This is a genomic window from Xylophilus sp. GOD-11R (assembly GCF_033546935.1).
Lineage (GTDB): Bacteria > Pseudomonadota > Gammaproteobacteria > Burkholderiales > Burkholderiaceae_C > Xylophilus.
The window spans coordinates 237815-257421 of the sequence record NZ_CP137854.1; the positions used below are offsets into that span (position 1 = coordinate 237815).

Annotated in this window: 14 protein-coding genes and 1 tRNA gene; 14 read left to right on the forward strand and 1 reads right to left on the reverse strand. The window is 62.9% G+C overall.

What is annotated here, in order from left to right; translation table 11 throughout:
- Positions 1 to 9 precede the first annotated feature (9 nt).
- From rplK to rsmB, 8 genes are all read left to right on the forward strand, one after another.
- Positions 10 to 441: a 50S ribosomal protein L11 gene (gene rplK, locus R9X41_RS01140; protein ID WP_318633069.1), complete on the forward strand. Its 432-nt coding sequence runs from the start codon at positions 10 to 12 to the stop codon at positions 439 to 441.
- Position 442: 1 nt separating this feature from the next.
- Positions 443 to 1141 carry a 50S ribosomal protein L1 gene (gene rplA, locus R9X41_RS01145; protein ID WP_318633070.1) on the forward strand — a complete coding sequence of 233 codons (699 nt, stop codon included), beginning with the start codon at positions 443 to 445 and terminating at the stop codon, positions 1139 to 1141.
- Between the two features lie 268 nt (positions 1142 to 1409).
- Positions 1410 to 1946: a 50S ribosomal protein L10 gene (gene rplJ / locus R9X41_RS01150; protein ID WP_318633071.1), complete on the forward strand. Its 537-nt coding sequence runs from the start codon at positions 1410 to 1412 to the stop codon at positions 1944 to 1946.
- A 42-nt stretch (positions 1947 to 1988) separates the two neighbouring features.
- Positions 1989 to 2363 carry a 50S ribosomal protein L7/L12 gene (gene rplL / locus R9X41_RS01155; protein ID WP_318633072.1) on the forward strand — a complete coding sequence of 125 codons (375 nt, stop codon included), beginning with the start codon at positions 1989 to 1991 and terminating at the stop codon, positions 2361 to 2363.
- 278 nt (positions 2364 to 2641) lie between these two features.
- Positions 2642 to 6754, forward strand: a complete 4113-nt coding sequence (rpoB, locus tag R9X41_RS01160) for a DNA-directed RNA polymerase subunit beta (protein WP_318635121.1) — start codon at positions 2642 to 2644, stop codon at positions 6752 to 6754.
- A gap of 21 nt (positions 6755 to 6775) precedes the next feature.
- Complete coding sequence (gene rpoC, locus R9X41_RS01165; RefSeq protein WP_318633073.1) at positions 6776 to 10999, forward strand: DNA-directed RNA polymerase subunit beta'; 4224 nt, start codon at positions 6776 to 6778, stop codon at positions 10997 to 10999.
- 115 nt (positions 11000 to 11114) lie between these two features.
- A complete protein-coding gene (locus tag R9X41_RS01170; RefSeq protein ID WP_318633074.1) occupies positions 11115 to 11633 on the forward strand; it encodes a LemA family protein in 519 nt (172 codons plus the stop codon).
- Positions 11630 to 13021 carry a 16S rRNA (cytosine(967)-C(5))-methyltransferase RsmB gene (gene rsmB, locus R9X41_RS01175; protein ID WP_318633075.1) on the forward strand — a complete coding sequence of 464 codons (1392 nt, stop codon included), beginning with the start codon at positions 11630 to 11632 and terminating at the stop codon, positions 13019 to 13021. The genes R9X41_RS01170 and rsmB overlap by 4 nt, the downstream gene beginning before the upstream one ends.
- 13 nt (positions 13022 to 13034) lie before the next feature.
- Here rsmB and R9X41_RS01180 read toward each other — a convergent pair whose 3' ends face one another.
- Entirely contained in the window at positions 13035 to 13238 is a 204-nt protein-coding gene (locus tag R9X41_RS01180) for a thioredoxin domain-containing protein (protein WP_318635324.1), read from the reverse strand.
- Here R9X41_RS01180 and R9X41_RS01185 point away from each other — a divergent pair.
- The 6 genes from R9X41_RS01185 to R9X41_RS01210 all read left to right on the forward strand — a co-directional run bounded on the left by R9X41_RS01185 (position 13149) and on the right by R9X41_RS01210 (position 19603).
- Complete coding sequence (locus R9X41_RS01185) at positions 13149 to 13625, forward strand: DUF4390 domain-containing protein (protein ID WP_318635122.1); 477 nt, start codon at positions 13149 to 13151, stop codon at positions 13623 to 13625. The two genes, R9X41_RS01180 and R9X41_RS01185, sit on opposite strands and share 90 nt — an antisense overlap.
- Positions 13626 to 13665: 40 nt before the next feature.
- On the forward strand, positions 13666 to 15948 hold the full coding sequence (locus R9X41_RS01190; RefSeq protein WP_318633076.1) for a sensor histidine kinase: 2283 nt from the start codon (positions 13666 to 13668) through the stop codon (positions 15946 to 15948).
- Positions 15949 to 16020: 72 nt separating this feature from the next.
- Complete coding sequence (locus R9X41_RS01195; RefSeq protein ID WP_318633077.1) at positions 16021 to 16749, forward strand: response regulator; 729 nt, start codon at positions 16021 to 16023, stop codon at positions 16747 to 16749.
- A gap of 42 nt (positions 16750 to 16791) precedes the next feature.
- A tRNA-Phe gene (locus tag R9X41_RS01200) sits at positions 16792 to 16867 on the forward strand.
- A 925-nt stretch (positions 16868 to 17792) separates the two neighbouring features.
- On the forward strand, positions 17793 to 18173 hold the full coding sequence (locus tag R9X41_RS01205) for a DMT family transporter (protein WP_318633078.1): 381 nt from the start codon (positions 17793 to 17795) through the stop codon (positions 18171 to 18173).
- A gap of 2 nt (positions 18174 to 18175) precedes the next feature.
- Positions 18176 to 19603: a UbiA family prenyltransferase gene (locus R9X41_RS01210; RefSeq protein WP_318633079.1), complete on the forward strand. Its 1428-nt coding sequence runs from the start codon at positions 18176 to 18178 to the stop codon at positions 19601 to 19603.
- Positions 19604 to 19607 lie beyond the last annotated feature (4 nt).

Below are 19607 nucleotides of genomic sequence, written 5' to 3' on the forward strand. Positions count from 1 at the left end.
GAACAAACCATGGCGAAGAAAATCGTCGGTTTCGTAAAACTGCAAGTGCCGGCCGGCAAGGCGAATCCCTCGCCTCCGATCGGTCCCGCTCTGGGCCAGCGCGGCCTGAACATCATGGAGTTCTGCAAGGCGTTCAACGCCCAGACCCAGGGTGTCGAGCCCGGTCTGCCGCTGCCGGTGGTCATCACCGCGTTCGCGGACAAGAGCTTCACCTTCATCATCAAGACGCCGCCCGCGACGACCTTGATCAAGAAGGCGATCAAGCTCGACAAGGGTTCGCCGGTGGCGAACAAGCAGAAGGTCGGCAAGATCACGCGCGCACAGCTCGAAGAGATCGCCAAGACCAAGATGAAGGACATGAACGCCGCCAGCGTCGACGCCGCCGTGCGTACGCTCGCCGGCTCTGCCCGTTCGATGGGCGTGACCGTGGAGGGTCTGTGAAATGGCCAAGCTGACCAAGAAACAAAAAAGCCTCGAAGGCAAGGTCGATTCGACCAAGCTGTACGCGCTGACCGAAGCGCTGGCCATGGTGAAGGAAGCCGCGACCGCCAAGTTCGATGAATCCATCGACGTGGCCGTGCAGCTCGGCGTCGATGCCAAGAAGTCCGACCAGGTGGTGCGTGGCGCCGTCGTGATGCCTCACGGCACCGGCAAGACCAAGCGCGTGGCCGTGTTCGCCCAAGGCGCCAAGGCTGAGGAAGCCAAGGCCGCTGGCGCCGACATCGTCGGCATGGACGACCTGGCTGCCATGGTCAAGGCTGGCGACATGCCTTTCGACGTGGTGATCGCCGCACCGGACGCCATGCGCGTCGTCGGTACCCTCGGTCAGATTCTGGGCCCGCGCGGCCTGATGCCTAACCCCAAGGTCGGCACCGTCACCGCCGATGTGGCCACCGCTGTCAAGAACGCCAAGGCTGGCCAGGTCCAGTTCCGCGTCGACAAGGCCGGCATCATCCACGGCACCATCGGCCGTCGTTCGTTCGACAGCGAAAAGCTCCAGGGCAACCTGGTCGCGCTCGTCGATGCACTGACCAAGGCCAAGCCGGCGACCAGCAAGGGCGTCTACCTGCGCAAGGTCGCGGTGTCGTCCACGATGGGCCTGGGCGTCCGCGTCGACACGCAGACCATCAACGCGGCCTGATAGCCGCAAAAAAATTCGGGTGGTCGCAAGGCCACTCGGTGGTGGGCTGGAGCCCGTGCCGGCAGCAATGCCAGCCAGGGCTCCAGGCCATCCAAGACCGCTGGTGTGTGGCGCGAGCCGCACCTAATCGCCGTAAGGCGGCCAGCGCAGATGGCGATCCCGCTGCCAAAGGAACAAGCCTCGTGCCTGAACCTGAAAAACAGTTGGTCGCTGCAACAAGAGCGTGCCGAAGGGCCAACCGGTCCGAGGCACATTGAAGGAGTAGACCTTGAGTCTTAATCGCAGTGAGAAAGAAGCGGTCATTGCAGAAGTGACCAGCCTCGCCGCCAAAGCTCAATCGCTGGTGATTGCGGAATACCGCGGCATCACGGTCGCCGACATGACGAAACTGCGCAACGAAGCGCGCAGCAAGGGCGTTTCCCTGAGTGTTCTGAAGAACACCCTGGCACGTCGTGCTGTCGCTGGCAGCAGTTTCGAAATCGTCGCCGACCAGATGACCGGTCCGCTGATCTACGGCTTCTCCGAAGACGCAGTGGCCGCCGCCAAGGTGGTGGCCGACTTCGCGAAGACCAACGACAAGCTGGTCATTCGTGCAGGTGCGCTTTCGGGCAAGACGCTGGACGTCAATGGCGTGAAGCAACTGGCCAACATCCCGTCCAAGGAAGTGCTGCTGGCACAACTGCTGGGCCTGATGCAGTCCCCCATCTCCCGTACCGCCCGCGTTCTTGCGGCGCTCGCGGAGCAACGGGGTGGCGGTGCCGCCGAAGCGCCGGCCGCCGAGGCCGCGGAAGCTGCCGCAGCTTGAATGCGCGGCAAATCAACCAATATTGTTTTTTAGGTATTCAAAATGGCATTCGATAAAGACGCATTCCTGACCGCGCTCGACAGCATGACGGTCCTCGAGCTCAACGACCTGGTCAAGGCCATCGAAGAGAAGTTCGGCGTGTCCGCCGCCGCAATGTCGGCTCCGGCCGCTGGTGGCGGCGCTGCTGCTCCGGCCGCTGAAGAAAAGACCGAATTCAACCTGGTGCTGACCGACGCTGGCGCTCAGAAGGTCTCCGTCATCAAGGCCGTGCGCGAAATTACCGGCCTGGGCCTCAAGGAAGCCAAGGATCTGGTCGACGGCGCTCCCAAGACCGTCAAGGAAGCCATGCCCAAGGCCGACGCCGACGCCGCTCTGAAGAAGCTGGTCGACGCTGGTGCCAAGGCCGAGCTGAAGTAAGCCACGCCGCAGCGGGAGGCTGGGGTGCCGAAAGGCCCCCAGCCTTTTGCTGTTTCAGGGAAAGTGTTAAGAACACACCACAAAGCCGCGAGATGCTCGCGTTTTTGTAGTGTCTTCTGAGCCCCGACGACAGAAGGCGCCTTGGTCCGGGCGATGTGCAACGCATCGCCGTCCGCCATGGTTGGTAGTGGCCAACCGCCAAGCTTGCCGCGCGTGTGAATGCCTCCCGCGCGGCAGGTCAAGTCGAATCAGGACTCATGTCTTTGCCCGGAGAACTCATGGCCTATTCCTATACCGAACGCAAGCGCATCCGCAAAAGCTTCGGCAGCCGCGACAGCGTGCTGGAAGTCCCTTATCTGCTTCAGATGCAGAAGGACGCCTATACCGCCTTCCTGCAGGCCGACATCGCACCACGCAAGCGCACCATCGAAGGCCTGCAGGCTGCTTTCGATGCGGCCTTCCCGATCGTCTCCCACAACGGTTTCGTGGAGATGAAGTTCGTCGAGTACAACCTCGCCAAACCCGCCTTCGACGTCCGCGAGTGTCAGACCCGCGGACTGACCTTCGCCTCGGCCGTGCGCGCCAAGGTCCAGCTGATCATCTATGACCGCGAGTCGTCGACCTCGCAGTCCAAGGTGGTCAAGGAAGTCAAGGAGCAAGAGGTCTACATGGGCGAAGTGCCCCTGATGACCGAGAAGGGCTCCTTCATCATCAACGGTACCGAGCGCGTCATCGTGTCGCAGCTGCACCGTTCGCCCGGTGTGTTCTTCGAGCACGACAAGGGCAAGACCCACAGCTCGGGCAAGCTGCTGTTCTCGGCGCGCATCATTCCCTACCGCGGCTCCTGGCTCGACTTCGAGTTCGACCCCAAGGACATCCTCTACTTCCGCGTCGACCGTCGCCGCAAGATGCCGGTCACCATCCTGCTGAAGGCCATCGGCCTGACGCCGGAAACCATCCTGGCGAACTTCTTCGTCAACGACAACTTCCGCCTGATGGACAGCGGCGCGCAGATGGAGTTCGTCTCCGATCGCCTGCGTGGCGAAGTCGCGCGCTTCGACATCACCGACAAGGCCGGCAAGGTTGTGGTCGCCAAGGACAAGCGCATCACCGCGCGCCACACCCGCGAGCTCGAGCAGTCCGGCACCACGCACATCAGCGTGCCCGAGGACTATCTCATCGGCCGCGTGGTCACCAAGAACATCGTCGACCCGGACACCGGCGAAATCATCGCCAAGGCCAACGACGAACTGACCGAAGTGCTGCTGAAGAAGCTGCGCTCGGCCGGTATCGCCGACCTGCAGGTGATCTACACCAACGAACTCGACAAGGGCGCGTACATCTCGCAGACCCTGCGCAGCGACGAAACCGCCGACGAGTTCGCCGCCCGCGTGGCCATCTACCGCATGATGCGCCCCGGCGAGCCGCCGACCGAGGACGCGGTGCAAGCCCTCTTCCAGCGCCTGTTCTACAACCCGGACACCTACGACCTGTCGCGCGTCGGCCGGATGAAGTTCAACGCCAAGGTCGGTCGTGACGAGTCCACCGGCCCGATGGTGCTGACCAACGACGACATCCTCCAGGTCGTGAAGATCCTGGTCGACCTGCGCAACGGCAACGGCGAAGTCGACGACATCGACCACCTCGGCAACCGCCGCGTGCGTTGCGTCGGCGAACTGGCCGAGAACCAGTACCGCACCGGCCTGGCCCGTATCGAGAAGGCCGTGAAGGAACGTCTGGGCCAGGCCGAGCAAGAGCCGCTGATGCCGCACGACCTGATCAACTCCAAGCCGATTTCCGCGGCCCTCAAGGAGTTCTTCGGTGCGTCGCAGCTGTCGCAGTTCATGGACCAGACCAACCCGCTGTCCGAGATCACGCACAAGCGCCGCGTCTCGGCCCTCGGCCCGGGCGGTCTGACCCGCGAACGCGCCGGCTTCGAGGTGCGCGACGTGCACGTGACCCATTACGGCCGCGTCTGCCCGATCGAAACCCCGGAAGGCCCGAACATCGGCCTGATCAACTCGCTGGCGCTGTACGCCCGCCTCAACGAATACGGTTTCATCGAGACGCCGTACCGTCGCGTGGTGGACGGCAAGGTCACCAACGACATCGACTACCTGTCGGCCATCGAGGAAGGCAAGTACGTCATCGCCCAGGCCAATGCGGTCCTGGACAAGGAAGGCAAGCTGACCGGCGACCTGATCTCCGCGCGTGAAGCCGGCGAATCGATCCTGGTCGATGCCGACCGCATCCAGTACATGGACGTGTCGCCCGCGCAGATCGTGTCGGTGGCCGCCTCGCTCGTGCCCTTCCTGGAGCACGACGACGCGAACCGCGCACTGATGGGCGCCAACATGCAGCGCCAGGCCGTGCCGGTGCTGCGTCCAGAGAAGCCGATGGTCGGCACCGGTATCGAGCGCGTCTCCGCGGTCGACTCCGGCACCGTGGTCACCGCCACGCGCGGCGGCATCGTCGACTACGTCGATGCCACCCGCATCGTGATCCGGGTGAACGACGAGGAAGCCCAGGCCGGCGAAGTCGGCGTGGACATCTACAACCTCATCAAGTACCAGCGTTCCAACCAGAACACCAACATCCACCAGCGTCCCATCGTCCAGAAGGGCGACAAGCTGGCCAAGGGTGACGTGATCGCCGACGGCGCATCGACCGACCTGGGCGAACTCGCCCTGGGCCAGAACATGCTCATCGCCTTCATGCCCTGGAACGGCTACAACTTCGAAGATTCGATCCTGATCTCCGAACGCGTGGTCGCCGAAGACCGCTACACCTCGATCCACATCGAGGAACTGGTGGTCATGGCACGCGACACCAAGCTGGGCGCCGAGGAAATCACCCGCGACATCCCGAACCTGGCCGAGCAGCAGCTCAACCGCCTGGACGAGTCCGGCATCATCTACGTCGGCGCCGAAGTGCAGCCGGGCGACACGCTGGTCGGCAAGGTCACGCCCAAGGGCGAGACCACGCTGACGCCGGAAGAAAAGCTCCTGCGCGCCATCTTCGGCGAGAAGGCTTCCGACGTGAAGGACACCTCGCTGCGTGTGGATCAGGGCTCGCAAGGCACCGTGATCGACGTCCAGGTGTTCACCCGCGAAGGCATCCAGCGCGACAAGCGCGCCCAGCAGATCATCGACGACGAACTCAAGCGCTTCCGCCTGGACCTGAACGACCAGCTGCGCATCGTCGAGGCCGACGCGTTCGACCGTATCGAGAAGCTGCTGACCGGCAAGAACGCCAACGGCGGCCCGAACAAGCTGGCCAAGGGCACCAAGATCGACAAGGCTTACCTGTCGTCGGTCGAGAAGTTCCACTGGTTCGACATCCGCCCGGCCGACGACGAAGTCGCGACGCAGCTGGAGTCCATCAAGAACTCGCTGGAACAGACTCGCCACAGCTTCGACCTGGCCTTCGAAGAGAAGCGCAAGAAGCTCACGCAGGGCGACGAGCTGCCGGCCGGCGTGCTGAAGATGGTCAAGGTCTACCTGGCCGTCAAGCGCCGCCTGCAACCGGGCGACAAGATGGCCGGCCGCCACGGCAACAAGGGTGTGGTTTCCAAGATCGTTCCGGTCGAAGACATGCCCTACATGGCCGACGGCACGCCGTGCGACATCTGCCTGAACCCGCTGGGCGTGCCTTCGCGCATGAACGTGGGCCAGGTGCTGGAAGTCCACCTGGGCTGGGCCGGCAAGGGCATTGGCCAGCGCATCGGCGACATGCTGCAGCGCGAAGCCAAGGTGGCCGAGCTGCGCAAGTTCATGGACGAGCTCTACAACTCGTCGGGCCGCAGCGAAGACCTGTCCAAGCTCGACGACGGACAGCTCCTGGCCATGGCCGAAAACCTGACCAACGGCGCGACCTTCGCGACCCCGGTGTTCGACGGCGCTGCCGAAGAAGACATCCGCGCGATGCTCAAGCTCGCCTTCCCGGATGAGATCGCCAAGGCCAAGAACCTGACCGAGACCCGGACCCAGGCCTGGCTGATCGACGGTCGCACCGGCGAGCAGTTCGAGCGCCCGACCACCGTCGGCTACATGCACTTCCTGAAGCTCCACCACTTGGTGGACGACAAAATGCACGCCCGCTCCACCGGTCCGTACTCGCTGGTCACGCAGCAGCCCCTGGGCGGCAAGGCCCAGTTCGGCGGCCAGCGTTTCGGCGAAATGGAAGTGTGGGCGCTGGAAGCCTACGGCGCTTCCTACGTGCTGCAGGAAATGCTCACCGTGAAGTCCGACGACGTGCAGGGCCGTACCAAGGTGTACGAGTCCATCGTCAAGGGCGAACACGCCATCGAGGCCGGCATGCCCGAATCGTTCAATGTGCTGGTCAAGGAAATCCGTTCCCTGGGCCTGGACATCGAACTGGAACGTTCCTAAGCAGGAAAGGGAAAGAGTCACATGAAATCGCTACTCGACCTGTTCAAGCAATTCACTCCGGACGAGCATTTCGATGCCATCCGCATCGGCCTGGCTTCGCCCGAAAAGATCCGTTCGTGGTCTTTCGGCGAAGTGAAGAAGCCCGAGACCATCAACTACCGCACGTTCAAGCCCGAGCGTGACGGCCTGTTCTGCGCCAAGATCTTCGGCCCGATCAAGGACTACGAGTGCCTGTGCGGCAAGTACAAGCGCCTGAAGCACCGTGGCGTGATCTGCGAGAAGTGCGGCGTCGAAGTGACGCAGACCAAGGTTCGCCGCGAGCGCATGGGTCATATCGACCTGGCCGCTCCCTGCGCGCACATCTGGTTCCTGAAGTCGCTGCCGTCGCGTCTGGGCCTGGTGCTCGACATGACGCTGCGCGACATCGAACGCGTGCTGTACTTCGAAGCCTACGTGGTGACCGACCCCGGCATGACCCCGCTGAAGAAGTTCGGGATCATGTCCGAGGACGACTACGACGCCAAGCGCAAGGAATACGGTGACGAGTTCATCGCCAAGATGGGCGCCGAAGGCATCAAGGACCTGCTCGAAGCCATCGACATCGACACCGAGATCGAACGCCTGCGTGGCGACCTGACCGGCTCCGAAGTCAAAGTCAAGAAGAACGCCAAGCGCCTGAAGTTGCTCGAAGCGTTCAAGAAGTCCGGCATCAAGCCGGGCTGGATGGTGCTCGACGTGCTGCCGGTGCTGCCGCCGGACCTGCGTCCGCTGGTGCCCCTGGACGGCGGCCGCTTCGCGACCTCCGACCTGAACGACCTGTATCGCCGCGTCATCAACCGCAACTCGCGTCTGCGCCGCCTGCTGGAGCTGAAGGCTCCGGAAATCATCGCGCGCAACGAGAAGCGCATGCTGCAGGAAGCCGTCGACTCGCTGCTGGACAACGGCCGCCGTGGCAAGGCCATGACGGGCGCCAACAAGCGCGCGCTGAAGTCCCTGGCCGACATGATCAAGGGCAAGTCCGGTCGCTTCCGCCAGAACCTGCTGGGCAAGCGCGTCGACTACTCCGGTCGTTCGGTGATCACCGTGGGCCCGACGCTCAAGCTGCATCAGTGCGGCCTGCCCAAGCTGATGGCCCTGGAACTCTTCAAGCCTTTCATCTTCTCGCGCCTCGAAGCCATGGGCATCGCGACGACGATCAAGGCCGCCAAGAAGGAAGTCGAATCCGGCACGCCGGTGGTGTGGGACATCCTGGAAGAGGTCATCAAGGAACACCCGATCATGCTCAACCGTGCGCCTACGCTGCACCGGCTGGGCATCCAGGCGTTCGAGCCGATCCTGATCGAAGGCAAGGCGATCCAGCTGCACCCGCTGGTCTGCGCGGCTTTCAACGCCGACTTCGACGGCGACCAGATGGCCGTTCACGTGCCGCTGTCGGTCGAGGCGCAGATGGAAGCCCGCACGCTGATGCTGGCCTCCAACAACATCCTGTTCCCCGCTTCCGGCGAGCCGTCCATCGTGCCGTCGCAAGACGTGGTGCTGGGCCTCTACTACGCCACCCGCGACAAGGTCAACGGCAAGGGCGAAGGCCTGGTCTTCTCCGACATCGGTGAAGTCCAGCGTGCGTTCGACGCCGGCCAGGCCGAGCTGGCCGCGCGCATCAGCGTGCGCCTGACCGAGTGGATCAAGGACAAGTCGACCGGCGAATTCACGCCTTCGACCACCCTGACCTACACCACGGTCGGCCGTGCGCTGCTCTCCGAGATCCTGCCCAAGGGCCTTCCCTTCTCCAACCTGAACAAGGCGCTGAAGAAGAAGGAGATCTCCAAGCTGATCAACGTGTCCTTCCGCAAGTGCGGGCTCAAGGAAACGGTCGTCTTCGCCGACAAGCTGCTGCAGAACGGTTTCCGCCTGGCGACCAAGGCCGGCATCTCGATCGCGGTGGACGACATGCTGGTGCCGCCGGAGAAGGTCGGCATCATCGAGCGCGCCGAGACCGAGGTGAAGGAAATCGCCCAGCAGTACTCCTCCGGTCTGGTGACCGCGGGCGAGCGCTACAACAAGGTGGTGGACATCTGGGGCAAGGCCGGCGACGAAGTCTCCAAGGTCATGATGGCCCAGCTGGCCAAGGAAAAGACGACCGATCGCAACGGCAACACCGTCGATCAGGAGTCCTTCAACTCCATCTACATGATGGCCGACTCCGGTGCCCGCGGTTCCGCCGCGCAGATCCGCCAGCTCGCCGGCATGCGGGGCCTGATGGCCAAGCCCGATGGCTCGATCATCGAGACGCCCATCACCGCGAACTTCCGCGAAGGCCTGAACGTTCTGCAGTACTTCATCTCCACCCACGGCGCCCGCAAGGGCCTGGCGGATACGGCGCTGAAGACCGCGAACTCCGGCTACCTGACGCGTCGCCTGGTCGACGTGACCCAGGATCTGGTCGTGACCGAGGAAGACTGCGGCACGCACAACGGTTCGTTGATGCGCGCCATCGTCGAAGGCGGTGAAGTGATCGAGTCGCTGCGCGACCGTATCCTGGGCCGTACCGCGGCCGAAGACGTGCTGCACCCCGAGAACCGTTCGGTGCTCGCGGCGGCCGGCACGCTGCTGGAAGAAGACCTGATCGAAGAGCTCGAAGCCGCCGGCGTCGACGAGGTCAAGGTCCGCACCGCGCTGACCTGCGAAACCCGCTTCGGCATCTGCGCCAAGTGCTACGGACGCGACCTGGGCCGTGGCGGCCTGATCAACCTCGGCGAAGCCGTCGGTGTGATCGCCGCCCAGTCCATCGGCGAGCCGGGCACCCAGCTGACCATGCGGACCTTCCACATCGGCGGCGCGGCTTCGCGTGCGGCCGTCGCCTCCAGCGTGGAGGCCAAGTCCAACGGCGTGATCGGCTTCAACGCCACGATGCGCTACGTGAGCAACACCAAGGGCGACCTGGTGGTGATCGCCCGTTCCGGCGAGATCGTCATCCACGACGAACACGGCCGCGAGCGCGAGCGCCACAAGGTGCCTTACGGCGCCACGCTGACGGTGAAGGCCGACCAGACCATCAAGGCCGGCACGATCCTCGCCAACTGGGATCCGCTGACCCGCCCGATCATCACGGAATTCGCCGGTCAGGTGCGTTTCGAGAACGTCGAGGAAGGCCTCACGGTCGCCAAGCAGGTCGACGAAGTCACCGGCCTGTCGACCCTGGTCGTGATCGATCCGAAGCGTCGTGGCTCCACCAAGGTCGTGCGTCCGCAGGTCAAGCTGATCGACGCGCAAGGCCAGGAAGTCAAGATTCCGGGCACCGATCACTCGGTGACCATCGGCTTCCAGGTCGGCTCGCTGGTGCAGGTGCGCGACGGACAGGACGTGGGCCCCGGCGAAGTGCTGGCGCGTATTCCGGTCGAAGGCCAGAAGACCCGCGACATCACCGGCGGTCTGCCGCGTGTGGCCGAGCTCTTCGAAGCCCGTTCGCCCAAGGACAAGGGCATGCTGGCCGAGATGACCGGTACCGTGTCCTTCGGCAAGGAAACTAAGGGCAAGGTCCGGCTGCAGATCACCGATCCGGAAGGCAAGGTCTGGGATGAACTGATCCCCAAGGAAAAGAACATCCTGGTGCACGAAGGCCAGGTCGTGAACAAGGGCGAGTCCGTCGTCGACGGTCCGGCCGATCCGCAGGACATCCTGCGCCTGCTGGGTATCGAGGAACTCTCGCGCTACATCGTCGATGAAGTGCAGGACGTCTACCGTCTCCAGGGCGTGAAGATCAACGACAAGCACATCGAGGTGATCGTTCGCCAGATGCTGCGTCGTGTGGTCGTCGAGAACCCGGGTGAGTCCGGCTACATCGGCGGCGAACAGGTCGAGCGTTCGGAGATGCTCAACACCAACGATCGCCTCCGTGGCGAGAGCAAGGTGCCGGCGACCTACACCAACCTGCTGCTGGGTATCACCAAGGCGTCCCTGTCGACCGACTCGTTCATCTCGGCGGCTTCCTTCCAGGAAACCACCCGCGTGCTGACCGAAGCGGCCATCATGGGCAAGCGCGACGAGCTGCGCGGCCTGAAGGAAAACGTCATCGTCGGCCGCCTGATCCCTGCAGGCACCGGCATGGCCTACCACAACGCCCGCAAGGTGAAGGACGAGATGGACGAGGCCGAACGGACCGCCATCGCCGAAGCCGAAGCTGCTGAAATGAGCGGTGACGGCCTGGGCGACATCGCCGAAACCAGCGAAGGCGCTTCCGCCGAATAAGGCGGGCGCCGGCGCCGAGCCGAGCCCCGGCCTGCTTCGGCAGGGCCGGGGTTTTTTTTGCTCTCGACTTTTTGGAGATACTCGCGCGATGCGTTGGAGCTTGTGGTGGTGGGTCTTGCCGGCCGTGCTGGCATTCTGGACAGTCGGTGCGCACAACCGGCTGACCCGTTTGCGCGCGTCCGTGTTGCAGGCCTTCGGGCAACTGGATGCGGCCATGACCTTGTGGATCGAACTGGTCCCGCCGGTCTCCGACGCGGTCCGCACCGATGAAACGACGCCGGGTGTCGCCGAAGAGGCAGGATGGGCCGGCCTGCGAGCGGCCGCCGTACAGCTCGCCGCCTGCCTGTCGGTGACACGCCAACGTCGGCAACGCCGCGCGGACGTCGCCGCGCTATCGGCGGCACGCGACGTGCTTCGGGATGCCTGGCAGCGCCTGCTGGTCGACATGCCGCGTTTCGGCGGCCAGGCCCAGCCCGGCAGCATCCACCTCGTCTGGGAGCAGCGGGACACGCAAGTGCAGCTCGCGGCTGACCAGTACAACCTGGCGGTCGGCCAATACAACGCCGCCTTGCACCAGTTCCCGGCGGTGATCCTGACGTGGCTGCTGCGATTGCGCCATGCGCAAGCCCTATGAACCCGTCTTCTTCCGTGCCTTCATCTCCCGTTTCCTCTTCTTCTTCTCTTTCTCCCGAACTCTGGCAACAGCTGCAGCAGGTGGCCGAAGTGCTGGCGGCCGTGCGTGGGGGCCGCTCCGCGCCGGTCGCGCTCGAAGCGGTACCGGTGGCGCTGCGGCCCGGCGTACGCGCGCTGGTGTTCCAGGTGCTGCGGGTGCTGGGCCGGGCCGAAGCCTTGCGTCGCAAGCTTGCCACCCGTACGCCGCCGCCGCTGCCCGACGCCTTGCTGTGCGCCGCATTGGCCCTGATCTGGCGCCAGGCCGATGCGCCCTACGAATCCTTCACGCTGGTCGACCAGGCGGTCGAGGCTGCCAAGCGCAACCCCGCGATTCGACCCCAGTCCGGCTTCATCAACGCCTGCCTGCGACGTTTCCTGCGTGAGCAGGAAGCGCTGGTCGCCGCCACCGACTCCGAACCACTGGCCGCGTGGAACCATCCGCGCTGGTGGATCGAGCGGCTCAAGCGTGACCACCCGCGGCAGTGGCAGGAGATCCTGCGCGCCGACAACTCCCACGCGCCCATGACCCTGCGCGTCAACCGGCTCAAGACCACCCGCGAGGCGGTGTTGCGCCGGTTCGAAGCGTCCAACCTGCGAGCCGAGCCCGTGGGCGACTGGGGCATCGTGCTGGGGCATCCGCTGCCGGTGGACCAGATTCCCGGATTCGCCGAAGGCGAGGTGTCGGTGCAGGATGCAGCCGCGCAGATTGCTGCGCCGCTGCTGCTCGACGGCATGGATCTGCGGCAACCGCTGCAGGTGCTCGACGCCTGCGCCGCCCCCGGTGGCAAGACCGCCCATCTGGTCGAGTTCGCCGGCCGGGATGCGCCGTTGTCGGTCACCGCGCTCGACATCGACCCCCAGCGCTGCGAGCGCATCCACCAGACCCTGGCGCGCCTGGGTATCGAAGACCGGGTGCAGGTGCTCGCCGCCGACGCCCAGGAGCCCGCACGCTGGTGGCCGCAGCACCGTGACCGCGAACTTTTCGATGCCATCCTGCTCGACGCACCCTGCACTGCCTCCGGCATCGTGCGGCGCCAGCCGGACGTGCGCTGGCTGCGCCGCGAGAGCGATATCGCCCAGCTGGCCATCATCCAGGCCGGTTTGCTGACTCGTCTCTGGCCCTTGTTGCGCCCCGGCGGACGACTGCTCTACTGCACCTGTTCGGTGTTTCGCGACGAGGGCGAGCACCAGATCGAAGCGTTTCTTGCGCACAACACCGACGCGGTTTTACTGCCATCGCCCGGCCATTTGCTTCCGCGCGATGCCGCCATGACGATGGGTGTCGGGGACAATCTGCCGGGTGACCACGACGGCTTCTTCCACGCCCTGCTCCACAAACGTGGCCCCTGACGCGCTCAGGCGCTCACTTTTGCGCACCGCGCCGCTGCTTTTGCTCGGTGGATCCGCCCTGAAAGCCCGGGCCGACGGCCAGGCGGTCGACGTTCCGCAGTTGCGGATCGAACGCAACGAAGACGGTCTGTACCTTTGGGCGACCGTCGGATTCGACCTTCCGCCCCTCGTCGAAGACGCCTTGTTGAAAGGCGTCGCGCTGTTTTTCGTTGCGCAAGTGGGCGTCATGCGCGATCGCTGGTACTGGGCCGACGAAAGAGTCGCCTTCGCCGAACGCCACATGCGCCTGGTCTACCAGCCGCTCACCCGGCGCTTCCGGCTCAACGTATCTCCATCGGCCTTCAGTTCCGGGCTGGGCGTCTCGCTCAGCCAGACCTTCGAGGACATCGCCGAGGCGCTGGACGCGGTGCGCCGCATCGCACGCTGGCGCATCGCCGAGATCGCGCAGCTCGACGCGGCCGGCCGTTACGAGGTGGAATTCAGTTTTCGGCTCGACACCTCGCAATTGCCCCGTCCGCTGCAGATGGGCGTGGCAGGACGGGCCGACTGGAGCCTGTCGGCCGAGCGCGTCCTGACGATCGACCCCGCCGTGCTCGTTCGTTGAGGCCGCCTCCGCCACGCCGCACGAGACGCCGGATCCGCTCATGAAGACATCGCCGGGCTCCTTTCGGGAACGCTATTCGCTGCTGAGTTCGCGGGCGGTGCGCTGGGCCGTGGGTGTCGGTGCGGCCATCGTCGTGTCCATCGCGCTGGTGCTGCTGTTCCTGCTCACCCAGGCGACCGACAACCGCGCCCTGTACGAGCAGAACTACGTTCGGCTCTTCGGCATCAACGTCGTCGTCGCCGCCCTGTTGCTGGCCGTCATCGGATGGATCGGGCTGCGCCTGTTCGTGCGGCTGCGGCGCGGGCGCTTCGGCAGCCGCCTGCTGATGAAGCTCGCCATCATCTTCGCGGTGCTCGGTTTCGTGCCGGGCATGCTGATCTACACCGTGTCCTACCAGTTCGTCGCCCGCTCGATCGAGAGCTGGTTCGACGTCAAGGTCGAAGGCGCGCTCGACGCCGGCCTGAGCCTCGGACGCTCCACGCTCGACGCGCTCGCCAACGACCTCGCCGGCAAGACCCGCGTGGCCGGCGCTCAGCTCGCCAATCTTTCCGACGTCGGTGCGGGCCTGGCGCTGGAGCGGGTGCGCGACCAGCTCGGCGCCTCCGACGTGGTGCTGTGGAACGCCAGCGGCCATCTGGTGGCCAGTGCGGGCCAGTCGCGCTTCGAGCTCAACCCGGAGCGGCCCACCCCGCAGATCCTGCGCAACGTGCGCGCCCAGCGTTCCATCGCCCAGGTCGAGGGTCTGGACGAGCCCACGCTGCCCGAGCAGCCACCGGCGCCCCAGGCGCGCATCAAGGCGCTGGCGCTGGTGACGGCCACCGGCATGGACCTCAACGCCGAACCGCGCTACCTGCAGGTCACGCAGGCCTTGCCGCCGACGCTGGTGGCCAACGCCATCGCCGTGCAGGAGGCCTACCGCGAATACCAGGAGCGCGCGCTGGCACGCGGCGGATTGCGGCGCATGTATATCGGTACGCTGACGCTCGCGCTGTTTCTCGCGGTCTTCGCCGCGGTGCTGCTGGCGGTGCTGCTCGGCAACCAGCTCGCGCGGCCCCTGTTGGTGCTGGCCGAAGGCGTGCGCGAAGTCGCGGCGGGGGACCTGAGTCCCAAGTCGGTGTTGCAAGGCAAGGACGAGCTCGGCGGGCTGACACGTTCGTTCGCGGACATGACGCAGCAGCTCTCCGAAGCCCGGGCGACCGTCGAAAAAAGCATCCAGCAGGTCGACGCCGCGCGCGCCAACCTGCAGACCATCCTCGACAACCTGACCGCCGGCGTCATCGTGCTCGACGCGCAAGGCCGCATCCTGTCTTCCAACCCCGGCGCCACGCGCATTTTGCGGGCGCCGCTGGCCGCGCTGGGAGGCGAATCGCTGCAGCAGATTCCGGGACTCGAAGAGTTCGGCCGGGCCGTGCAGGCGCAGTTCGATGCCTTGCTCGGCGAACGCGACCAGCACGACATCGGCCACTGGCAACAGTCCTACGAGTTGCACGCCGCGCCCTCCGGCCCGCAACAGGACGCCACCAGCGTTGTCGCGCGGGGCGCCGAACTGCCCGCGTCCACCCGGCTGCTGGTGTTCGACGATATCTCCGAGATCGTCTCTGCTCAGCGTGCGCGCGCCTGGGGCGAGGTCGCCCGCCGCCTCGCCCACGAAATCAAGAACCCGCTCACGCCCATCCAGCTGTCGGCAGAGCGGCTGGCCTTCAAGCTCGACGGCAAGGTCGACGCCGCCGGCCAGGCGGTGCTGACGAAGTCGGTCCGGACCATCGTCGAACAGGTCGACGCGATGAAACGCCTGGTCAACGAGTTCCGCGACTACGCGCGCCTGCCCACGGCCGAACTCGCGCCGCTCGATCTGAACGCGCTGGTGGCCGATGTGCTGCTGCTCTACGAGGCCGATCACACGTCCGTGCCGGTCCGCGCCGAATACGACCCCGCCTGCCCGCCGGTACTGGGCGACGCCCAGCAACTGCGCCAGGTGCTGCACAACCTGGTGCAGAACGCACAGGACGCCACCGAGGCCGCGCAGCACGACCCGGTGCCACCGGTACTCATCCGCACGCGCTTCAACGAATCGACGAAACGGGTGCGGCTGTCGGTCATCGATTCCGGCATCGGCTTTCCCGAAAACATCCTCCAGCGTGCCTTCGAGCCCTACGTCACCACCAAGTCCAAGGGCACCGGACTGGGTTTGGCCGTGGTGCGAAAAATTGCCGATGAACACGGCGCGCGCATCGACATCGGCAACCGTACCGGTGACGGCCACGCTCCGGGAGCACAAGTGTCGCTATCATTGCCGCTAGCGCCCCGGGAGGCCGACGCCTGATCCACAAGACTTCGGCATCCACGAGAGGCACCACCTCCACAGTCTTTCTGACGGCTCAACGCAGTCCAAGCAATGGCAAATATCCTGGTGGTCGACGACGAACTGGGCATCCGGGACCTGCTCTCGGAAATTCTCAACGACGAAGGCCATAGCGTCGAACTTGCTGAAAACGCGGCACAGGCGCGTGAAGCACGTGCCGCCAGCAACTTCGATCTCGTGCTGCTCGATATCTGGATGCCCGACACCGACGGCGTGTCGCTTCTCAAGGAATGGGCCGCCGCCGGCAGCCTCAGCATGCCGGTCATCATGATGAGCGGGCACGCCACCATCGACACCGCGGTCGAGGCCACCCGCATCGGCGCCCATGCCTTCCTCGAAAAACCGATCACGCTGCAGAAGCTGTTGAAGAGCGTCGAGAACGCGCTGCAGCGAAGCCTGCCACCGCCACCTCCACCGCCTGCGCGATTCGTGGCAGCCGCGTCGCCGACGATCGCGCCCGCGCAGCGCCAGGCATCGGCCGATGGATACGCCGCGCCCGCGATACCCATCCAGCCGCCGGTGGCTGCGGCGGCGCCCGTGGTCGACAACACCCCGCGCCAGCACCAATCCTTCGACCTCGACCGTCCCCTGCGCGAGGCGCGTGATGGTTTCGAGAAGGCTTACTTCGAGTTCCACCTGGTGCAAGAGGGCGGTTCGATGACCCGGGTCGCGGAGAAGACCGGGCTGGAGCGAACGCATCTGTATCGCAAACTGCGGCAGCTCGGCGTCGATCTCGGCCGAGCCAAAAGAAACCTGGCCTGAAGCTTGTGATGGCGCGCGCGCGTGCTATACTGCGAGGCTCCCGGCCCGGTAGCTCAGTTGGTAGAGCAGCGGATTGAAAATCCGCGTGTCGATGGTTCGATTCCGTCCCAGGCCACCAAAATTGCAAAGCCCCTGATCAGAAATGGTCAGGGGCTTTTTGCGTTCTGGGCTTTGCGCCATGGAGAAATGTCAAGCAAGGCAGAGAGTCAATTTTTACTCGGTTGCATGCATTTTTAAATCTTTGAGCATTTGGCACGGTGAGTCGTGGTCGTTTGCGCTGCCTTTAAGCCAAAAGTCAACCTCTGAAGCTGAATATTAAAATGTTCCGAGGCTAGGCAACCAACCAAAATATGAGGTTGCCTGCGTCTATAAAAACTCGAACTTCAAATTGTCAAGCTGCTTAGAAGGCTGACCAAAACACTTCTAGGCTGAAACAAGGGGGGTACTTGCTCCGCGCGCCCTTTAGCGCTGCCATGCGCATTTTTCCATGGGGCTTGATCCAGCGCTTGCCCCCATTTGAAAAGAGCATAAAGCCGGTCGATACCCCTGCATTGCCATATCTTGAGGCACCCGTCGCAAAAGCGTGCAGTGAGACTGCTTGCTGAGCCTCCCGGCATTCAAGATCTGTTTCTTGCGCTGTCCCATGTGGATGTCTTCAGCGCTGCTCAAGAAGGATGGGTCGCAATTGCTGCCTGGGCCGCAAGTCGATTTCGCCACTGCCTCCAGCAAGCAAACTTCGAAGCGATCGCCAGTTCGAAGTTGGCGATGACGCTGCACAAGCGACCGCATCAAAATTCATAGTCGGTATGAGCCCTTCACTCTTCTCACCAACGCAACGTCCAGTTCGCAAGTGTCGCCGCTCTACTCGTTATGAAAAACCTTGCGTCCGGACACGGTAAGTAAGTAAATGTTGGTTATGATGGGTGGGAACTTTGGCCGGAGATGGCCATGATTCTCCGCCGATACGGTTGCCTTGGCGTAACGCGCGCTCAGCTTTTTGGCTTCCTAAAATTTTTTATTGCCGCGACAACGGGAGTGCAATTTTGAATATCGGGATCTTTTTTCTTGCGCTGGTCAGTATTTTCATGTCTGCCTCCGCGCAGATTGCCCTGAAGCGTGGCCTCTCGACAGAACGTGTGATTGCCGCGTTACAGCATCAAAACTACGGGCAGTTTGCGTCATTCGTTTTAGTCTCCCCGTGGGTAATATCAGGACTGGCACTTTATGTATTGAGCATGGTGTGCTGGATTGCAGTGCTTACCAAAACGCAAGTGAGCGTGGCTTATCCGATGGTGGGGCTCGGCTTCGTGTTTACCGCTGTCGCGGGCTTCTTTCTGTTCGGTGAGGGAGTTACGGTGCAAAAGATATTGGGTATATCTTTAATCATTGCCGGCGTTTACACCCTGGCGCGCTCTGGGAGCTAGGCATGCAAAAAAGTATACCTTTGTGCGTTGACTTGGACGGCACGCTTTCGAAGACTGATCTGCTGCATGAATCCGTACTGCAGTTGATCAAGATTAATTTTTTATTTTTATTTTATTTGCCATTTTGGCTGATAAAAGGCAAAGCGTTTTTGAAGCGGCAAATCGCTCAGCGCACGTCCCTCAACTATTCGACGCTCCCCTATAACTCCGATGTCATAGCGCTCATCAATGCGGCCAAGTTGGATGGACGGATGGTCGTGCTCGCCACTGCTTCCCAGGAAAGTCAAGCCTTGGGAGTCGCTAACCATCTTGGGCTTTTCGACACGATTGAGGCTTCCACGGCGGAAGTTAATCTCGCGTCCAGCCAGAAAGCGAAACGGCTTGTAGATAAATTTGGGAAGTTTGAATTCGACTATGTCGGAAATTCAAGAGCCGACTTGGCAGTATGGGCCGTTTGCCGGAAATCTATTGTCGTTTCCTCATCTGAAAGTCTATTTTCGAGAGCCAAAGCCGTTTGCTCCGACGTCACAAAAATTGAAAGAGCACGACCAAGTCTTAAAAACATCTTGAAAGCCATCCGGGTTCACCAGTGGTTGAAAAATGCACTGGTGTTTGTCCCGGTACTGGTGAAGCATGGACCTATTCAATGGGCGGAAGCAGTTCAGGCGTTGCTGGCTTTTGTGGCGTTTTCACTTTGCGCATCGGCAGTGTATGTGTTGAACGATTTGCTGGATCTTGAGGCTGACCGCCAGCACAAATCGAAACGGCGCAGACATTTTGCGAGCGGAAATATTCCAATATCGGTTGGTGCGATGCTGCTGCCTGCATTAATGGCGTCTTCATTGGCGGCTGCGCTGCAATTGCCGCCGCTCTTTTTCATGGTCCTGGTTGTATATTTCATCGCGACTAACCTGTATTCGCTTTGGCTGAAGCGTCAAGTCATTGTTGACATAATGCTCCTGGCCATGCTTTACACCACACGGATTGTGGCTGGTGGTTCGGCTTCCGGGATTGACTTGTCATTTTGGCTTCTTGCGTTCTCTATATTTATCTTCTTCAGCTTGGGTGTGGTTAAAAGATATACAGAACTGCGAGATGCTCAACTTGAAAACCGTCGTCAACCTGCTGGACGTGGGTACGCGGTCGACGACTTACCGATCTTGCTGACACTTGGCGTGAGTAGTGGGTTTTCGGCCGTGGTCGTGCTGGCGCTGTATGTGAACAATCCGGATGCCGACATAAATTACAAGTATCCCCAGATGTTGTGGCTGGCGGTACTTGCCGTGCTCTATTGGATTGTTCGAGTATGGATGAAGACTCATCGCGGAGAAATTCATGAAGACCCGGTCGTTTTCGCCGCTACGGATAAGCAAAGTTGGGCTGTTGTTATCCTGATTTCAGTATGCTTTTTCATTGCCCAATTGCACTGAGGCG

Bases quoted from the DNA above. Each gene is read 5' to 3' on its own strand.
- rplK (WP_318633069.1), top strand. From the start codon at position 10: ATGGCGAAGAAAATCGTCGGTTTCGTAAAACTGCAAGTGCCGGCCGGC.
- rplA (WP_318633070.1), top strand. From the start codon at position 443: ATGGCCAAGCTGACCAAGAAACAAAAAAGCCTCGAAGGCAAGGTCGAT.
- rplL (WP_318633072.1), top strand. From the start codon at position 1,989: ATGGCATTCGATAAAGACGCATTCCTGACCGCGCTCGACAGCATGACG.
- rpoB (WP_318635121.1), top strand. From the start codon at position 2,642: ATGGCCTATTCCTATACCGAACGCAAGCGCATCCGCAAAAGCTTCGGC.
- rpoC (WP_318633073.1), top strand. From the start codon at position 6,776: ATGAAATCGCTACTCGACCTGTTCAAGCAATTCACTCCGGACGAGCAT.
- rsmB (WP_318633075.1), top strand. From the start codon at position 11,630: ATGAACCCGTCTTCTTCCGTGCCTTCATCTCCCGTTTCCTCTTCTTCT.
- R9X41_RS01190 (WP_318633076.1), top strand. From the start codon at position 13,666: ATGAAGACATCGCCGGGCTCCTTTCGGGAACGCTATTCGCTGCTGAGT.
- R9X41_RS01195 (WP_318633077.1), top strand. From the start codon at position 16,021: ATGGCAAATATCCTGGTGGTCGACGACGAACTGGGCATCCGGGACCTG.
- R9X41_RS01210 (WP_318633079.1), top strand. From the start codon at position 18,176: ATGCAAAAAAGTATACCTTTGTGCGTTGACTTGGACGGCACGCTTTCG.